This is a genomic window from Streptococcus atopicus (genome assembly GCF_049166725.1).
GTDB lineage: Bacteria > Bacillota > Bacilli > Lactobacillales > Streptococcaceae > Streptococcus > Streptococcus hominis.
Map to the genome: position 1 here is coordinate 204360 of NZ_JBMHFC010000001.1, position 17564 is coordinate 221923.

Here is a 17564-nt window from a genome sequence, read left to right on the forward strand (position 1 = left end):
GAGTATGAAATTAAATATAAAAAAGCGGAAGTTGAGCAACTCCTAGACCTTGGTCTGATGAGTTGTCTCGCTTCCGCTTTTTTAATTGCTAGAGCTTGAAGTAGTTGTATTTGTATCGTTGTCAGTCGTTTTGCTACTTGTCTGACTAGAGCTAGTATCGCTTGATGTATTGCTAGACTGCGTGGTGTCAGAACTAGCGCTACTCGTTTCTGTTTCACCTTGACTTGCAGCTGTCGTGTCGCTAGATTGAGCCCCGTCTGTTGTTGTTTCTTTCTGAATTTCTTTGATAATAGTTGTTTGTGTCGTTTTGCTACTTTTTGTCCTGTTATCAGATTTATTATTGTTCATGAAAGTCAAGATTGTGATCGTTGCAGTGATAATCCCAAGAATACTCCCAATCGTAGCAAGGGTCTTCTGAAAAGCAGAAAGTCCTTTTTTGATATGATGACGAGTAGGTGTTTTTTCTTCTTTTGCATTTGACGTTTTGTTTTTCCGAGAATAATTTTCCATTGTGAGTTGATAATCTCCTTTCTCATCTTCATTATACTCTCTTTATTTAAAATTGTCTTAAAAAAATTTAAAATGTTGAAAATTTCATGTAAAGCAATCGAAAATTGATTGAAAAAATTACCTTTTACAAAAAATCAGCTCCATCCTTGTCTGTCCTGTTAGCAGATAGAAAGAGCTGATTCACTTATAAGGAAAGAACTAGGAAAGATGTGCTTGCGCAACAGCTAATCGTGCAGCAGGAACACGATAAGGTGAGCAAGAAACATAAGTAATGCCAATCTCTTGGAAGAAAGGAATAGAAGCAGGATCTCCTCCGACTTCACCGCAAATACCAATTGGAAGTTCTGGCTTTACTTGATGAGCTTTTGAAATAGCTATTTTCATGAGCTCGCCCACTCCAGCTCGGTCAATGGTTTGGAATGGATCAAATGACATGATTTCTCCCTCTTTGTAATGCTGGATAAATTTTCCAATATCATCACGAGAAAAACCATAGGTCATTTGCGTCAAATCATTGGTACCAAAACTAAAGAAGTCTGCTTCCTCGGCTAATTGATCTGCGATGAAACAAGCGCGTGGCAGTTCAATCATTGTACCGATTTCATAAGGGAATGGCTGCATGTGATGTTTCTTGAAAATCTTATCAATATGCTGACAAAGAGATGTTTTGATTGAAACCAACTCCGCCTTTTCTGCGATTAAAGGAATCATGATTTCTGGTTTAATGACCATGCCTTCTTTTGCTAGTCTTATAGCGCTATTAAAAATGGCTTCTACCTGCATTTTATAAATTTCAGGCTGTGTAATTCCCAAGCGGCAACCACGATGTCCCAGCATTGGGTTCGTTTCTTGCAGAGAAGTGATTTTCCGCATTAGTGTATCAAGAGGTACTTGCAATTTCCCAGCTAATTGCTCAATTTCCTGTTGTGTTTTTGGTAAAAATTCGTGCATAGGCGGATCTAGCAAGCGGACAATCATCGGTTTATCTTGAATGGTTTGATACATCTGATAGAAATCTTCTTCTTGAAATGCCAAAAGTGTCATTAAAGCAGACTTAGTTTCGATTTCATTCGTTGATAAAATCAATCTGCGCATTTCTAAAATCCGTTCCTCACCAAAGAACATATGCTCTGTACGAGCAAGACCAATGCCTTTGGCTCCAAATTGAACAGCTGTTTTCAAATCTTGAATGGTTTCGGCATTCGCTCGAACGGTTAGCTGTGCAATCTCATCTGCCCAAGAAAGGAACAGTTGTAATTCGTCATTATTATCAATCATAGTGGTTGGAATGCTTCCAATGTAGAGTTTGCCGGAAGTGCCGTCTACAGAAAGGATGTCTCCCTCTTTTAAGGTTACCTTACCACATACAAGTGTTTTTCCGTCTTCATTGATAGATAATTCTCCGCATCCTGCGACACAACAAGTGCCCATGCCACGAGCTACAACGGCTGCATGAGAAGTCATGCCACCGTGACTGGTCACGATTGCTTGACTAACTACCATTCCTTCAATGTCTTCGGGAGAAGTTTCTTGGCGAACTAAAATCACTTTCTTTCCAAGTGCATGAAATTCTTTGGCGCGCTCGGCAGTAAAGACAATTTCTCCTGTTGCGGCACCTGGACTAGCAGGAAGTCCCTGAGTTAAGTGATGAGCTGATGTTAAAGCTTTTTCTTCAAAAACAGGGTGAATCAGTTGGTCAATGGTAGAAGGACTGACTCGCAAGAGAGCTTCTTGCTTTGAAATCATTTTTTCATCTACTAAATCCAAAGCGATTTTTAAACTTGCTTTAGCTGTCCGCTTCCCATTTCGCGTTTGCAGAATATAAAGTTTCTCTTTTTCAATGGTAAATTCAATATCCTGCATATCTTTGTAGTGTTTTTCAAGAATCTTGGCGTAGTTGCAGAAATCTTCATAGGCTTGCGGTAAGATCCGTTTAAGAGAGTCAATGGGCTCTGGAGTCCGAATACCGGCAACGACATCTTCTCCTTGGGCATTGAGGAGAAATTCCCCAAACAGATGAGGTTCACCAGTGGCAGGGTTTCTGGTGAAAACAACGCCTGTGCCACTTTTTTGATCGCTATTGCCAAACACCATACTCTGAACATTGACAGCCGTTCCTAAGTCGTGGGGAATTTGGTTCAATTCGCGGTAAACTTTAGCGCGTGGATTGTTCCATGATTTGAATACCGCTTTGATAGCAGCGTAAAGTTGCTCTTTAGGGCTTTGTGGGAAATTTTGATAGTGTTCCTGATAGACTTCTTTATATTGTTGAATAAGTGATTGGTGTTCTTCTTTTGAAAAGTCATTGACCTTCTTATTCAATTGTTTTTCGGTTTTTTCTAAACATTGGTCGAATTCTTCTTTGGGGATGCCGTAAACGACATCAGCAAACATCTGCAATAAACGCCGATAACAATTGTAAGCGAAATTGGCATTTGTCGCATCTGCTAAAGTCTGAACACGCAAGTCATTTAGTCCAAGATTGAGAATCGTGTCCATCATACCAGGCATAGAAATTTTAGCTCCGCTACGGACAGAAACCAGTAGTAGTGAGGGTTCATTCCCCATGAAAAATTTATTCGTTTTGGTTTCTAGTTTAGTAATCGCTTTCAAAACTTCCTCTTTTAAAATAGATTCGAAAAAGGAAGGAGTTTCTAAATAACGTAGACAACTTTGAGTTGTAATCGTAAATCCCTCAGGTACAGGTAGCCCCAAATGGGTCATTTCTGCCAAATTGGCACCCTTACCACCTAGTAGCGCCTTGTCTTCAGCGCGTCCTTCTTCAAAAGAATAAATCCATTTATCCATTTTTGCCTCCAATTTATTAAATATGTGTCATAATAAAAGACAAATACATTGTAATATACGTCATATATGTTTGTCAACTGAAAAAACCAATCATAAATCGTTGACAAACGAGTTTTATTTGTTATAATATGACACATAATAATGATTTGAAATTGATATTGGAAAAGGAGTAAAAGTTGAAATTAACAAAACGACAAAAAGAGATCGTTGAGATTGTAAAGAAAGATCAACCGGTTAGCGGTGAAAAAATCTCAGAACTGCTAGATGTGTCTAGGGCAACTTTGCGCTCAGATTTATCCTTTCTAACCTTAGTGGGGATTTTAAAAGCAAGTCCGAAAGTTGGCTACACTTATGCTGGTTCGGATTTGGAAACGCTCTTTTTCTTTGATACTTTTCAGAAGAAAGTTGAAGATGTCATGACCTCACCAGTATTGGTGACGCACGATTCGTTTATTCAAGATGCCATTATTACTTTATTTATGTATGATTCAGATGTTCTCTATGTGATAGATGAAAAAAAGCAATTGCTGGGCATTTTGTCGCGAAAGGATTTGTTAAGAGCGGCGCTCAATGCCAATATTGATGTGACACCAGTAGCTGTTTGCATGACCAGAATGCCGCATATAAAAACCTGCCATAAAGATTTGAATATCCTTGAAGCTGCGGCACTTTTGCAGGATTTTGCCATTGATTCCTTGCCTGTTGTGGAGGAGCAAAATGAAGGTCATATTATCGGAACAATTACTAAATCAGCCTTGTTGGACTTTATTATCCAAGAAGCTAGAAATGCAGAAGTGAATAGATAAAAAAGGAGTTTTCATGAAACAAGAGATTACCATTTACGCCATTTCTGATTCTTTGGGAGGAACATCCCAAAAATTACTGTCAGCCGTTATGGCTCAATACCCAGATTTGATTTTTAATAATAGCTATCGGTTTCCTTTTATCAATAAAGAATCTGAATTGTTGGATATTTTGCAGGATGCTATCAAAGATGACGCAGTTGTTATCAGCACGTTGGTAGATAGCCATTTAGCTGCAACAGCTAGAGAATTTAGCAGGGTCAATCATTTATCTTATTTGGATTTGATGAATCCGTTCTTTGAAATCATCAAGGAAAAAACAGGTACTCAGCCGATTGAAGTTCCGGGAGTTCTGCACCGTTTGGACACGGAATATTTCAATAAAATCTCTGCTATTGAATTTGCTGTTAAATATGACGACGGCAAGAACCCGCAAGGATTTTTGGAGTCAGACCTTGTGATTCTAGGAGTTTCTCGGACTTCCAAGACTCCGCTCAGTATCTATTTAGCTAATAAAGGTTACAAAGTGTCCAATCTTCCCTTGATTCCAGAGGTTCCGCTACCGCAAGTCTTGGATAAAGTAGATAGAAGAAGAATGATAGGCTTGGTGTGTGACCCAGATAAATTGGCAAAAGTGAGAAGTAACCGTCTGGATGCGCTCGGTTTGACACAAGCTACAAGCTATACAGATATTGAAAAAATTTATGAAGAATTGGACTATTCTAAAAAAGTTTTCCAAAAATATCAGGCTCATGTTATCAATATGACAGATAAATCTATTGAAGAAACGGCTTGCATCATTGAAGAACATTTAAAATCTCTGGCTTCAAAATAAGAATTAAAGCCCTAAGGTGCTGTATTTAAACGAGGTGAACGAATGGAACAATACAAACGAATTTTATTAAAAGAGTTTGATTCCAAGCAAAAAGTCATTACAGAGTTAATCAATCTGGAAGCTATTTTAAATTTGCCAAAAGGGACAGAATTGTATCTTAGCGATATTCACGGTGAGTTTGAGGCTTTTGACTACATCTTAAGAACCTGCGCGGGGAATCTGAATGAAAAAATCAACGACTGCTTTGGAGAGGAATTATCAAAAGCGGAAAAAGACAAGCTGACCTTGCTGATTGCTTATCCCCAGGAAGTTTTGAGCGATGGTTTTCTTTATCCTTTGAAAGACAAGAGCTGGTATGGAGAAATTATTCAAAACTTGTTGACTTTGCTAACTTTTGTGGCAGCAAAATACACTCGTTCCAAAGTGAGAAAGGCTTTGCCGCCACAATATGCTTATGTGATTGAAGAATTGCTCTATACAGATCGAAATTTGCCGGATAGCAATATTTATTTTGAAACGATTCAGAACTATTTGATTGATTTAGGCGAGGCAAGTCAGTTTATTTCGGCATTAGCAAAGGTCATTCGGCAGTTAATCATTGATCATCTTCATATAGTTGGCGATATTTTTGACCGCGGGGCAGCCGCAGATAAAGTAATGAATGAAATCATGGCTTATCATTCTGTGGATATTCAATGGGGTAATCACGATATTATCTGGATGGGGGCTTTCTTTGGCTCGAAAGAATGTTTGCTTATTCTCTTGCGAATAGCTGCTAGATATGGCTATCTTTACGATATTGAGAGAGCTTATGGTCTCAATCTAAGACCGCTCGTTCTTTTTGCCGAAAAGACTTATTCGGAAAATGCAAAATTTAAGCCCAACTTAGGAAAACGAAGCGACCGCTATTCTCCTATCGAAATTCTCCAGTTGGAAAAGGTTCACCAAGCACTAGCAATCATTCAGTTTAAATTAGAAAATCAACTGATTAAAAGGCGGCCGGAGTTTGATATGGCTCAAAATTTGACGCTTGATAAGATTGATTATTGGGAAGAGAGTATTCTAGTTGGAGAAAAGAAGCATTTTTTAGCTAATACTTGCTTCCAAACAATCAATCCTCAAGAGCCAGATCAGCTGACAGACGAGGAAGAGGAAGTGGTTGCTACTTTGCTAGATTCTTTTCAGCATTCAATTCAAATCAAACGTCACATTTCTTTTTTGATGAACAAGGGTTCGATGTATAAGATTTATAATAATCACCTCCTTTTTCATGGCTGCATTCCTTTGGAAGAATCTGGAGATTTTCAACCTTTACAGATCAATGAAATTCGCTATGCTGGTAAAGAATTGCTCGACTTTTTTGAATACCATATTCGAGAAAGTTCCAAAAATCCGAAAATTCAAGACGATTTCTCAACGGATCTTATCTGGTACTGTTGGAATGGGAAACTATCTCCCTTGTTTGGTAAGGACAAGATGACGACCTTGGAGCGTTATTTTATCGAGGATAAGGAAACGCATGTTGAAAAAGAAAATCCTTATTTCTCTTATCGGAATTCTGCTAAGATTTGCAAGTTGATTTTGGAAGAATTCGGTCTCTTTTCTGAAGATTCTAGGATTGTAAACGGGCATACACCTGTAAAAACATTGAAAGGCGAATCCCCAATCCGAGGAGAAGGCATGCTGTTCGTTATTGACGGTGGTTTGTGTGAAGCCTATCAAAAGAAAACGGGAATTGCTGGCTATTCCTTGCTCAATAATTCTTATGGTTTCCAGATTGTCACGCATCAGCCTTTTCAAAATGTTCAAAACATGATTGAGCAGGCTGTAGATCTCTCATCCTTGAAGAGAGTGATTGAGCATGTCCGTGAGCGAACTTTGATAAAATCAACGACAATCGGTCAAAGCCTCATCGAACAACAACAGGAACTATCCGCTCTCTTGCATGAATTTTATGATTAACCTTCATGGCTCTTCAAGTCAAAACTTGGAGGGTCTTTTCATTTCAAGTCTTGCTGTTGTCCCCATTTCTTTTTCGTGTTACAATAGGAGTATTGAAATGGAGAGATTTAAGATGATTTATTTAGACAATTCAGCAACGACCAAGCCTTACCCAGAGGCTTTGGCTACCTATACAGAAGTTGCTTCTAAAATTTGGGGAAATCCTTCTAGTCTCCACAGTTTGGGCAATCAGGCGACCCGCTTGTTAGATGCATCTCGCAGGCAAATTGCGGAGCTTCTCGGTAAATCCTCTCAAGAGATTTTCTTTACGTCTGGAGGGACGGAAGGTGATAATTGGGTTATCAAGGGTGTGGCTTTTGAAAAAGCGCGCTATGGCAAGCATATCATTGTATCTGCTATTGAGCATCCAGCAGTGAAAGAATCCGCTCTCTGGCTGATGCAGCAAGGTTTTGAAGTGGATTTTGCGCCTGTTGATAAAAAAGGTTTTGTAGATGTTGAAAAATTAGCTACCCTTATCCGATCGGATACGACTTTAATTTCAGTCATGGCGGTCAACAATGAAATCGGCTCTGTTCAACCAATTGCAGCTATTTCAGAACTTTTAGCGGACAAGCCAACTATTTCTTTTCATGTGGATGCAGTACAAGCCATAGCTAAGATTCCAACGAAAGATTACTTGACCGAGCGCGTGGACTTTGCGACATTTTCTAGTCATAAATTTCATGGATTACGGGGTGTTGGTTTTGTCTATATCAAGTCTGGTAAGAAAATCAGCCCGCTGTTGAATGGTGGTGGTCAAGAATCAGATAAGCGTTCTACGACTGAAAATTTGGCGGGTATTGCAGCAACCGCAAAAGCCTTGCGCATGTCTATGGAAAATTTGGAAATTTTCACCACACGAACCGCAAAAATGAAAGAAATTATCCTAGAAGAGCTAGCTAAGTATCCTGATGTGACGATTTTTTCAGGAATAGAAGAGTTTGCGCCCCATATTTTGACTTTCGGAATTAAAGGCGTACGAGGTGAAGTGGTAGTTCATGCTTTTGAAGAGTATGACATTTATATCTCTACTACGAGTGCTTGTTCCTCTAAAGCGGGCAAACCAGCTGGAACTTTGATAGCCATGGGTGTTGAAAAATCCCTGGCTCAAACTGCTGTTCGGATTAGTCTGGATGCCGATAATGATATGAGTCAGATTGAGCAATTTCTGACAACGTTTAAACTCATTTATGAAAAAACTAGAAAAGTAAGGTAAACAATGCAATATTCAGAAATTATGGTTCGCTACGGCGAGCTTTCGACTAAAGGAAAAAATCGCATGCGTTTTATTAACAAATTGAAACGCAATATGCAGGCAGTCCTCTCTATTTACCCAGATGTGCATGTGAAAGCAGACCGAGATCGTGCACATGTCTATCTTCACGGAACGGACTATCAACCTGTTGCAGAATCGCTTAAACAGATTTTTGGGATTCAAAATTTTTCGCCGTCTTATAAAGTTGAGAAATCAGTTCCTGCTTTGGTTGAAGCGGTACAGATAATTATGAAAGAAATTTATAAAGAAGGAATGACGTTTAAGATTGCCAGCAAACGTAGCGACCACAATTTTGAATTGGATAGCCGTGAGCTGAATCAAACTCTTGGGAATGCCGTGTTTGATGCCATCCCACATGTTCAAGTCAAGATGAAAGCGCCAGATATTACACTGCAAGTAGAAATCCGCGAAGAAGCAGCCTATCTGTCCTATGAAACGATTCGTGGAGCAGGCGGTCTTCCTGTCGGAACATCTGGAAAAGGCATGCTGATGCTGTCAGGCGGGATTGATTCACCCGTTGCAGGTTATCTGGCTCTAAAGCGCGGGGTGGATATTGAAGCGGTGCACTTTGCTAGCCCGCCTTATACAAGTCCCGGTGCTCTCAAAAAGGCGCGGGATTTGACGCGCAAATTAACCAAATTTGGTGGCAATATTCAATTTATTGAAGTGTCATTTACAGAAATTCAAGAAGAAATCAAAGCTAAAGCACCAGAAGCTTATCTGATGACCCTAACTCGTCGTTTTATGATGCGCATTACAGATCGCATTCGTGAAGAACGCGAGGGACTTGTTATCATCAATGGAGAAAGCCTTGGTCAAGTTGCTAGCCAAACGCTAGAGAGTATGCAAGCGATTAATGCTGTCACTAACACTCCCATTATTCGCCCAGTTGTGACCATGGATAAGCTGGAAATCATTGACATTGCTGAAAAGATTGATACCTTTAATATCTCAATTCAGCCCTTTGAAGATTGCTGTACCATTTTTGCTCCAGATCGTCCGAAAACCAATCCAAAGATAAAAAATGCAGAGCAATACGAAACACGTATGGATGTGGAAGGATTAGTGGAACGTGCTGTTGCTGGTATCATCATTACTGAAATCACACCAGAAGTAGAAACAGACGAAGTGGATGAAATGATTGAAGGATTGTTGTAGCGAAAATTGTTTTGCTGTTGCTTAACGATTCATCAGATAGCTACTTTTTGATAAAAAATACTTGTCAAACTATTCCAGAAATGCTATACTTATAGAGTTGACTATGCACAGCCTGTGCAACCGCTCGAACATCGTCATAAGTGGTTCGTCCCACGATGCTAGGCGAGTCTTCACAAAATTAGGGGAAACCCGTAAAATTCATAGGAGGTGCATAATGAGCACATACGCAATCATTAAAACTGGCGGCAAACAAGTTAAAGTTGAAGTTGGTCAAGCAATTTACGTTGAAAAATTAGACGTTGAAGCTGGTCAAGATGTAACATTTGACGAAGTTGTTCTTGTTGGTGGTGAAAACACTGTTGTCGGAACTCCGCTTGTTTCTGGAGCTACTGTTGTTGGAACTGTTGAAAAACAAGGAAAACAAAAGAAAGTTGTTACTTACAAGTACAAACCTAAAAAAGGTAGCCATCGTAAACAAGGCCACCGTCAACCATATACTAAGGTTGTCATCAATGCAATTAACGCTTAATTTTTAAGGAGAGCACATGATACAAGCAGTCTTTGAACGAGCCGAGGATGGTGAGCTGAGGAGTGCAGAAATTACTGGACACGCCGAAAGTGGCGAATACGGCTTTGATGTCGTGTGTGCGTCGGTTTCTACGCTTGCCATAAATTTCATCAATTCGATTGAGAAATTCGCAGGCTATGAACCAATCTTAGAATTAAACGAAGAAGAAGGTGGATTTTTACGAGTAGAGATTCCTACGGATATCCCACCTCACCAAAGAGAAATGACTCAACTTTTCTTTGAATCATTCTTCTTAGGTATGGCAAACTTATCGGAGGACTCAGCTGAGTTCGTCCAAACAAGAGTTATCACAGAAAACTAACACGGAGGAAAAACATTATGTTGAAAATGAATCTTGCTAATCTGCAACTTTTCGCCCACAAAAAAGGTGGAGGTTCTACATCTAACGGACGTGATTCACAAGCAAAACGTCTTGGAGCTAAAGCGGCTGACGGACAAACTGTAACTGGTGGATCTATTCTTTACCGTCAACGCGGTACTCACATCTATCCAGGTGTCAATGTTGGACGCGGTGGAGATGACACTTTGTTTGCGAAAGTGGAAGGCGTTGTACGCTTTGAACGCAAAGGTCGCGATAAAAAACAAGTTTCTGTTTACCCAATTGCGAAATAAGAATTTAAAGACCCGTGCCTCTAAATGGTGTGGGCCTTTCTTGTGGGAATGATAAATCATTTTAACAAAAACTTGCAGATAAAATGAACAATTTTTATCTTACAAAAGATACATAAGAGGCTGGGGTAGCCCAGTCAACCTATTCTGAGATAGCTGTAAACAATTTTGCAGCTATCTTTATTTTAAGTACATTTTACATGTGTTTTTTATGTATTTTAGTATCATATTAGTTGAATAATTCCAGTTATCAAATTATAATATATAATGTAGTTTTATTCAATTTTTAGGAACGGGTAATAGGTTTTTACTCTCAACTTTACCCATCAGATAAAAATTATATAGATATTTTACCATGAAAGGAATATACTAAATGAAAAGTTTTAAACTTTATAATGGAAAACGAGATAAATTTTCTTTACGGAAGAAAAGTGTTGGTCTTGTTTCCATTGCGATAGCCACTTTAGCCATGTATGGAATTGTGGGAGGAAGTCAGACAGTTCAAGCCGAGGAGCAGAAGAGTACTAACAGTCAAGTTACCAGTGTTTCAGATTCATCAGAGAAAATGGAAACTGAAAAAGCTGTTGTTCCAACTCCAATATCAGAAGATGCTTCTTCAGTCAGTAGTTCTTCAGTATCAGAAAATGAAATAATGGATGCGGCTCAATCTGTTTCAGGACTTCAAAGCTCAAGTACAGAAAGCACGTCATCAGAAGATTCATCTCCATCAAGCAGCAATAGCTCATCAACGGAAGAAGAATCTTCTAAACCATCTCTAACTCCGTCTCAGTCAGAAACAACTCCGAAGACGAAAGAAACGAATACAGCACTTCAAACAAGAGCAGCACGCAGTCGCAGAAGTGTGACAGAAACTCCTTCTCAGATTTCAGATTTTAAAGTGACTGTTACAACAAGAGATGGTGAAACTATGACTGCTGGGACTTCAAAAAATCTCTCAGCACAAGAAGTTTCTTTTGAAAAAGTTGAGATGAGGTTTAATCTTACTCAAGATGGCACTTTAAAGTCAGGTGATACAATTCGTATTCCGGTTAAACTAATAAATAATGCCTATGCAGCCTATTATTCTAACCTCAGTTCTGGTACAGTAGAAAAAATTGATGGTGTTGGAACAATTAAATTCGATTATTCTAATCCTAATGATCTTGCTTATGTGATTACATTAAGTAATGAGTTTGCTTCTGCTGCTACAAATACCCAAAAGGCAATTACAATAACTCAAAGAGCCGCTAGTGGAGCAAAATTTACGGCTAAATCAAGTAAGTCAAATATTGAACTGGATATAAATGGAAACACTTTTACATTTAAGCCAGTTCCAAGAGAATTTCCTAAAGCACAAGCTCCGTTTGCGGTATATCATAATATTTCGACTGATGCTGCTAATTCAATTAAAATTGGTACTTCGACTGGTGATGCGAATTATTATAACAATATGTTGTCTAGTGATGGTAAAGAGCCTGGAGATACTAAAATTCCAACAGGGGATATTATTACCATTCATCGCATAAAGGCAGAAAATGGATCAAAGATTGTTGATATTAAGCCAGAACCTTATAGAATTACTAGTACATTAGCTATTAGTGAAGATGGCAAATATCTCGTTAATAAAGATACGTCAACATCTATACCAATCAAAACTGAGAAACAAAATCAGTTAATTTCCTTACCTGCGAATTCAACAGATAATGATATTTTGAAAGCTTTAAAAAAAGCTGGAAAGAATTCTTCAGTGGTTATTGATAATGGCGATGGCACTTACACAGTGGCTATTAACTTAGGAAAAATGACAGGTAAGGGTGCAACTACCTATCATGATATTTGGCCGACAGACGATTACGCACAAATGGGCGATGAGTATCAAGAAATCAATCGCTCAGAAGAAGTTAATAAAAAAGTTAGTGAAATTTTAAAAAATATGAGTGTAATTCAAGGTACTTCTCATTCCACACGAATTACTTTTGCAGATTCATCTATCAATAATAAAATCACTGGCACTTCAAAAAGTTATAGTGTAGAGGATGATGATAGTGTATCTCCTGCACTTAGAGAAGGAACAATTACACAAACAACAACCCCTTCACAAGCACGTTCAGAAGGGCAAAGGAAGATAGCAATACATTATGTAGATACTAATGGTAAGGAGATTGCAACTCAGGACTATCAATATGGCTATCCAGCAGGTTTATCGATTGCGCAACAATCCCCTGATTATACTGCAAATCCAAAAATAATTTTAGGCTATACACTTTTGACTACTGATAAGCAGATTTCATCGTACGGAACACAATTAAAAGGAACTCAAAAAATTCCGTTTACTAATGACGATCAAGATTTTTATTATGTATACGCTGTAAATAAATCTAGTGCCAAAGTTACGTATATTGACGATGATACTAACGGAGGAAAAGTTCTTGAAACGAAGGATTTGAATGGTTTTTATGGGCAGACTGATCCTTATCGAACAACTGAAACCATTAAGACGTATACCGATCGAAATTATGAACTTGTTTCAGATAATTATCCAGCAACTGGTGTAACCTATAATGAAAATCTTCAAACCTTTGAAGTTCATTTGAAACACAAAAAGACTTCAGTAGCAGAAGAAAAGACGGTTAAGGAAACTATCCATTATACATACGAGGGCGGTGCACCAGCAGCTCCAGGCCACACTAGCAGCTTAAAATTCACCAGAACAGCAACAACTGACCTTGTTACAAATGTTACAACTGGTGATTGGACAGCGGAAAATGGAACAAGTTTTGCAGCCGTAACATCGCCGACAATCAAAGGTTACACTCCAGATTTAGCGGAAGTTCCAGCAGTTGACAACATTACTGTTGATAGTTCCAATATCGAAAAGACAGTCGTTTACAAAGCTAATCCAGCTAGTGCAAAGGTCACTTATATTGATGACACAACAGGAGAAACGCTTGAAACGAAGGATCTGAATGGTTTTTATGGGCAGACTGATCCTTATCGAACAGCTGAAACCATTAAGACGTATACCGATCGAAATTATGAACTTGTTTCAGACAATTATCCAACAAATGGTGTAACCTATAATGAAACTCTTCAAACCTTTGAAGTTCATCTACGTCATAAGGGAGCTGCAGTTCTAGAAACAAAGACAGTCACAGAGACCATCAAGTATGTTTATGAAGATAACACACAGGCAGCGGATACAAAGGTTCAGACTTTGAAGTTCTATCGGATTAACACCAAGGATCTGGTGACTAATAAGATTGTCTATAAGGGTCCTTGGATCCTGTCTACCGGAACCTTCCCAGAGGTAGTTTCTCCAAAGATTGATGGTTATACACCAGATAAGGCAACTGTAGCAGCCGTTGAACAGATTACGGGAGATAGCGCAGATATTGAAGAAACGGTTACCTATAAAGCAGATAAGCAAAAAGTAACCTATACCATCATTGACGACACTGCCCAAAAAACGCTGAAAGATAAGGAAGTACTTACCAGCGGAGGCTCTGATACTCCTCTTCCAGACAGTGCTCGAGAAAAATATGATTTAATGGTGAATGCTTATCTAGCTCAAGGTTATGAATTGGTTTCGAAAGAGCAGCTCCCAGCTAAGTTCGACCTTGACAGTAGCCACGATCAAAATGTGGTTGTTCACTTGAAGCATGGTACAACTGATATCCAAGAAAGCAAGTCTGTAAACTTGACTGTTCGTTATCACGGTGCCGGTGGACAAACACCAGCAGACAAGGTGCAGACAGCGACTTGGACGCGTACAGTAACAAAAGATAAGATCACAGGCACAGAAGTTTCTGCCACAGCTTGGAAAGCGGATAAGGCAAACTATGATGCTGTTCCGTCTCCAATGATTCCTGGTTATAGCGTGGATGTCGAGACGGTGCCGTCTGAAGCAGTTACTCAAGAGAATATTGTTAAGGATGTATATTACACAATCCAAACGCAAAAAGTTACTTACACAGTTGTAGATGAGACAACAGGTCAGACTCTGGAAAATCAAGTTGAATTGACAACAGGCGAGTCTGGTGCTGCTCTTCCAGCTGCTGCGAAAACGAAATACGACACCGTAGTCGCGGGTTACTTAGCACAAGGTTACGAAGTGGCTTCTAAGGATGAATTGCCAGCTCAGTTTGATACTGACAGTAGCGTAGACCAAAACGTGGTGATTCGCTTGAAACATAAAGTGTCAACTTCTACAGAAACCAAGACTGTAACGCAAACGATTAACTACGTTTACGAGGATGATAATACACCAGCAGCTCCAGAGAAGAAAGCTAGCTTGACTTTCACTAGAGAAGTGAAAACAGATGAAGTGACGAAGGATGTTACACCAGGGGCTTGGGCACCATCTACTGGCACCTTCCCAGAGGTAGTCTCTCCAACTGTTGATGGTTATACACCAGATAAGGCTAAAGTTGACGCAGAAAACGTAACTGCTAATCAGGCGGATATCAAGGTTACGGTTAAATACAAGGCCGACAAGCAAAAAGTCACTTACACTATTATTGATGATACAACCCACACTACTTTAAAGAACAAGGTAGAGTTGACAACAGGTGATTCTGGTGCAAATCTTCCTGATGATGCGCAGACGAAGTATGATAAAGCCGTTGATGATTATCTTGCTAAAGGTTATGAATTGGTATCTAAGGACAATCTTCCTACTCAGTTTGACACAGATAGTAGCGTAGACCAAAATGTCGTTGTTCACTTGAAACATAAAGTGACAGCATCTACGGAAAATACAACTGTTACTGAAACAATTCATTATGTTTATAAGGATGGTAGCCAAGCAGCAGAAAGTCATAAAGCTACACTAGACTTTGCTAGAGAAGTGAGGACTGATGAAGTAACAAAAGCTGTTACAAAAGGTGCATGGTCTCCAAGTACAAGTACTTTTGTGGCAGTCACTTCTCCAATAATTGCAGGTTACACAGCTGACAAACCAGTTGTTGAAGCTGTTGATGGTATCATAGGTGATAGTAAAGATGTGGTTGTAAAAGTCACATATACAGCTGATAAGCAAAAAGTCACTTATACAGTCATTGATGAAACGACACAAAAAACTTTGGAAAACCAAGTAGAATTAACGACTGGTGATTCGGATTCTGCCCTTCCAACAACTGCTAAAACGAAGTATGAACAAATTGTCAAAGGATATACAGATAAAGGCTATGAGTTAATCTCTAAAGATGATTTACCAGCCAAGTTTGACAAGGATAGCACGAAAGATCAAAACGTTGTCATTCGTCTGAAACATAGTACAACAGATAACAAAGAAAGCAAGAAAGTGAGCTTGACGGTTCGCTATCATGGAGCAGGTAGCCAGACGCCAGCCGATAATGTGCAAACAGCAACTTGGACACGGACGGTGACAAAAGACAAGGTGACGGGCGATGTTGTGAAGGCAACGGATTGGACAGCAGATAAAGCAAATTATAATGCTATTCCATCGCCAGTAATTCCAGGATATACAGTAGATGTGGCAACAGTTCCGCAAGAAAAAGTCACGCAAGAAGATATTGTTAAAGATGTTCATTATGGTATTCAAACTCAAAAAGTAACTTATACAGTTATTGATGATACGACAGGCACCACTCTGGAAAACCAAGTAGAGTTGACGACGGGAGAGTCAGATTCAGCTCTTCCAGCAGCTGCTAAAACGAAGTATGGTCAAGTTGTCAAAGGGTACACAGATAAAGGCTATGAATTGGTTTCTAAGGACGATCTTCCAGCTCAGTTTGATAAAGATAGCAGCGTGGACCAAAATGTGGTGGTTCATTTAAAACATAAAGTAACAACATCTAGTGAGATTAAAACTGTCAAGGAAACGATTCATTATGTTTATCAAAACGGTAGCGAAGCAAGATCAAGTTATGGTACTTCATTGAGTTTTACTCGAGAAGTGAAAACGGATGAGGTGACAAAACTTTCCACTAAAGGCTCTTGGTCACCCGTTACAGGAACTTTCGCAGCGGTCACTTCCCCAATGATTACAGGTTATACAGCTGATAAACCAATTGTTGCAGCTGTTGATGGTATCACAGGTGATAGTGAGGATATCGTTGAAACAGTTGTTTATAAAGCTAATCAAGAAAGGGCCCAAGTTCGCTATATTGATGATACAACGGGTGCAACTCTTGAAACGAAAGAATTAACTGGTGATTATAATACAACGGATTCTTACAGAACAGCGGACACGATCTCTCATTATACAAGTCAAGGCTATGAGCTTGTTTCAGATAATTATCCAAGTACGGGTGTAATTTATAATGAAACTTATCAAAAATTTGAAGTTCACTTGAAACATGGCACAGCAGAAAGTCAAGAAAGCAAGAAAGTGAGCTTGACGGTTCGTTATCATGGAGCAGGTAGCCAGACGCCAGCCGATAATGTGCAAACAGTAACTTGGACACGGACGGTGACGAAAGATAAGGTAACGGGAGATGTTGTGAAGACTACGGATTGGGTAGCTGACAAGGCAACCTATGACGCTGTTCCATCTCCAGTCATTCCAGGCTACACAGTAGATGTGGCAACTGTTTCGGCAGAAACAGTCACTCAAGAGGATATGGTTAAGGATGTTTATTATACTGCGATCCCAGTAACTCCAGATAAACCAACTCCTCCAGTAGTTCCGTCAACGCCGGACAAGCCAACTACTCCGACAGTTGTACCAACGACTCCTACAAAAGCAACTCCAACGAAAACAGAAATCTTGCCAAGCACAGGTGATTCTCAAGTTGGTCCAACGCTTGCAACGCTGACGGGCGTAAGTTTACTTTTATCAGCTTTCGGTTATATTGGTCGTCGAAAAAAAGAAGATTGATGAATCTTTTGTAAACATATAAAAGTAATCTAAAGGTTGAATCATTCGATAGAAAGGATAAGCTTCACAAGCAACCTAATGTGGTTGATTTGTGGGGCTTCTTTTTTTATAAAAATATTGAAACAAGATTCTTG

Annotated in this window: 11 protein-coding genes and 1 other annotated feature; of the genes, 9 read left to right on the plus strand and 2 right to left on the minus strand. The window is 39.3% G+C overall.

Annotated elements, in window-relative coordinates; genetic code table 11:
• Positions 1-81: 81 nt before the first annotated feature.
• Entirely contained in the window at positions 82-510 is a 429-nt protein-coding gene (locus tag ACOMA9_RS00975; protein WP_106083724.1) for a DUF6556 family protein, read from the minus strand.
• A gap of 198 nt (positions 511-708) precedes the next feature.
• A complete protein-coding gene (gene ppdK, locus ACOMA9_RS00980) occupies positions 709-3318 on the minus strand; it encodes a pyruvate, phosphate dikinase (protein ID WP_421424366.1) in 2610 nt (869 codons plus the stop codon).
• A 176-nt stretch (positions 3319-3494) separates the two neighbouring features.
• Between ppdK and ACOMA9_RS00985 the strand changes: the two genes are divergently transcribed.
• The 9 genes from ACOMA9_RS00985 (at position 3495) to ACOMA9_RS01025 (ending at position 17430) form a co-directional block, all read left to right on the plus strand.
• The gene (locus ACOMA9_RS00985; protein ID WP_003024999.1) at positions 3495-4124 is read left to right on the plus strand and encodes a CBS domain-containing protein; all 630 of its coding nucleotides are present in this window, start codon (positions 3495-3497) and stop codon (positions 4122-4124) included.
• Positions 4125-4137: 13 nt separating this feature from the next.
• Entirely contained in the window at positions 4138-4956 is an 819-nt protein-coding gene (locus ACOMA9_RS00990; protein ID WP_003027505.1) for a pyruvate, water dikinase regulatory protein, read from the plus strand.
• Positions 4957-4998: 42 nt separating this feature from the next.
• Entirely contained in the window at positions 4999-6918 is a 1920-nt protein-coding gene (locus tag ACOMA9_RS00995; protein ID WP_268734088.1) for a fructose-1,6-bisphosphatase, read from the plus strand.
• Positions 6919-7030: 112 nt separating this feature from the next.
• Positions 7031-8173, plus strand: coding sequence for a cysteine desulfurase family protein (locus ACOMA9_RS01000; protein ID WP_268734100.1), 1143 nt, complete (start codon positions 7031-7033; stop codon positions 8171-8173).
• A gap of 3 nt (positions 8174-8176) precedes the next feature.
• Positions 8177-9391 carry a tRNA uracil 4-sulfurtransferase ThiI gene (thiI, locus tag ACOMA9_RS01005; protein WP_268734087.1) on the plus strand — a complete coding sequence of 405 codons (1215 nt, stop codon included), beginning with the start codon at positions 8177-8179 and terminating at the stop codon, positions 9389-9391.
• 108 nt (positions 9392-9499) lie between these two features.
• Positions 9500-9571 (plus strand) — a sequence feature (ribosomal protein L21 leader region).
• Positions 9572-9605: 34 nt separating this feature from the next.
• Positions 9606-9920: a 50S ribosomal protein L21 gene (gene rplU, locus ACOMA9_RS01010; protein WP_003035040.1), complete on the plus strand. Its 315-nt coding sequence runs from the start codon at positions 9606-9608 to the stop codon at positions 9918-9920.
• Between the two features lie 16 nt (positions 9921-9936).
• Positions 9937-10281: a ribosomal-processing cysteine protease Prp gene (locus tag ACOMA9_RS01015; protein ID WP_003040403.1), complete on the plus strand. Its 345-nt coding sequence runs from the start codon at positions 9937-9939 to the stop codon at positions 10279-10281.
• A gap of 17 nt (positions 10282-10298) precedes the next feature.
• A complete protein-coding gene (gene rpmA, locus ACOMA9_RS01020) occupies positions 10299-10592 on the plus strand; it encodes a 50S ribosomal protein L27 (protein ID WP_003032879.1) in 294 nt (97 codons plus the stop codon).
• A 370-nt stretch (positions 10593-10962) separates the two neighbouring features.
• On the plus strand, positions 10963-17430 hold the full coding sequence (locus ACOMA9_RS01025) for a mucin-binding protein (protein WP_421424370.1): 6468 nt from the start codon (positions 10963-10965) through the stop codon (positions 17428-17430).
• Positions 17431-17564 lie beyond the last annotated feature (134 nt).

What these genes read in the sequence shown, in the direction of transcription:
- ppdK (WP_421424366.1), bottom strand. Translation starts at nt 3,318, where the DNA reads ATGGATAAATGGATTTATTCTTTTGAAGAAGGACGCGCTGAAGACAAG.
- ACOMA9_RS00990 (WP_003027505.1), top strand. Translation starts at nt 4,138, where the DNA reads ATGAAACAAGAGATTACCATTTACGCCATTTCTGATTCTTTGGGAGGA.
- rplU (WP_003035040.1), top strand. Translation starts at nt 9,606, where the DNA reads ATGAGCACATACGCAATCATTAAAACTGGCGGCAAACAAGTTAAAGTT.
- ACOMA9_RS01025 (WP_421424370.1), top strand. Translation starts at nt 10,963, where the DNA reads ATGAAAAGTTTTAAACTTTATAATGGAAAACGAGATAAATTTTCTTTA.
- ACOMA9_RS01015 (WP_003040403.1), top strand. Translation starts at nt 9,937, where the DNA reads ATGATACAAGCAGTCTTTGAACGAGCCGAGGATGGTGAGCTGAGGAGT.
- ACOMA9_RS00995 (WP_268734088.1), top strand. Translation starts at nt 4,999, where the DNA reads ATGGAACAATACAAACGAATTTTATTAAAAGAGTTTGATTCCAAGCAA.
- thiI (WP_268734087.1), top strand. Translation starts at nt 8,177, where the DNA reads ATGCAATATTCAGAAATTATGGTTCGCTACGGCGAGCTTTCGACTAAA.
- rpmA (WP_003032879.1), top strand. Translation starts at nt 10,299, where the DNA reads ATGTTGAAAATGAATCTTGCTAATCTGCAACTTTTCGCCCACAAAAAA.
- ACOMA9_RS00975 (WP_106083724.1), bottom strand. Translation starts at nt 510, where the DNA reads ATGGAAAATTATTCTCGGAAAAACAAAACGTCAAATGCAAAAGAAGAA.
- ACOMA9_RS01000 (WP_268734100.1), top strand. Translation starts at nt 7,031, where the DNA reads ATGATTTATTTAGACAATTCAGCAACGACCAAGCCTTACCCAGAGGCT.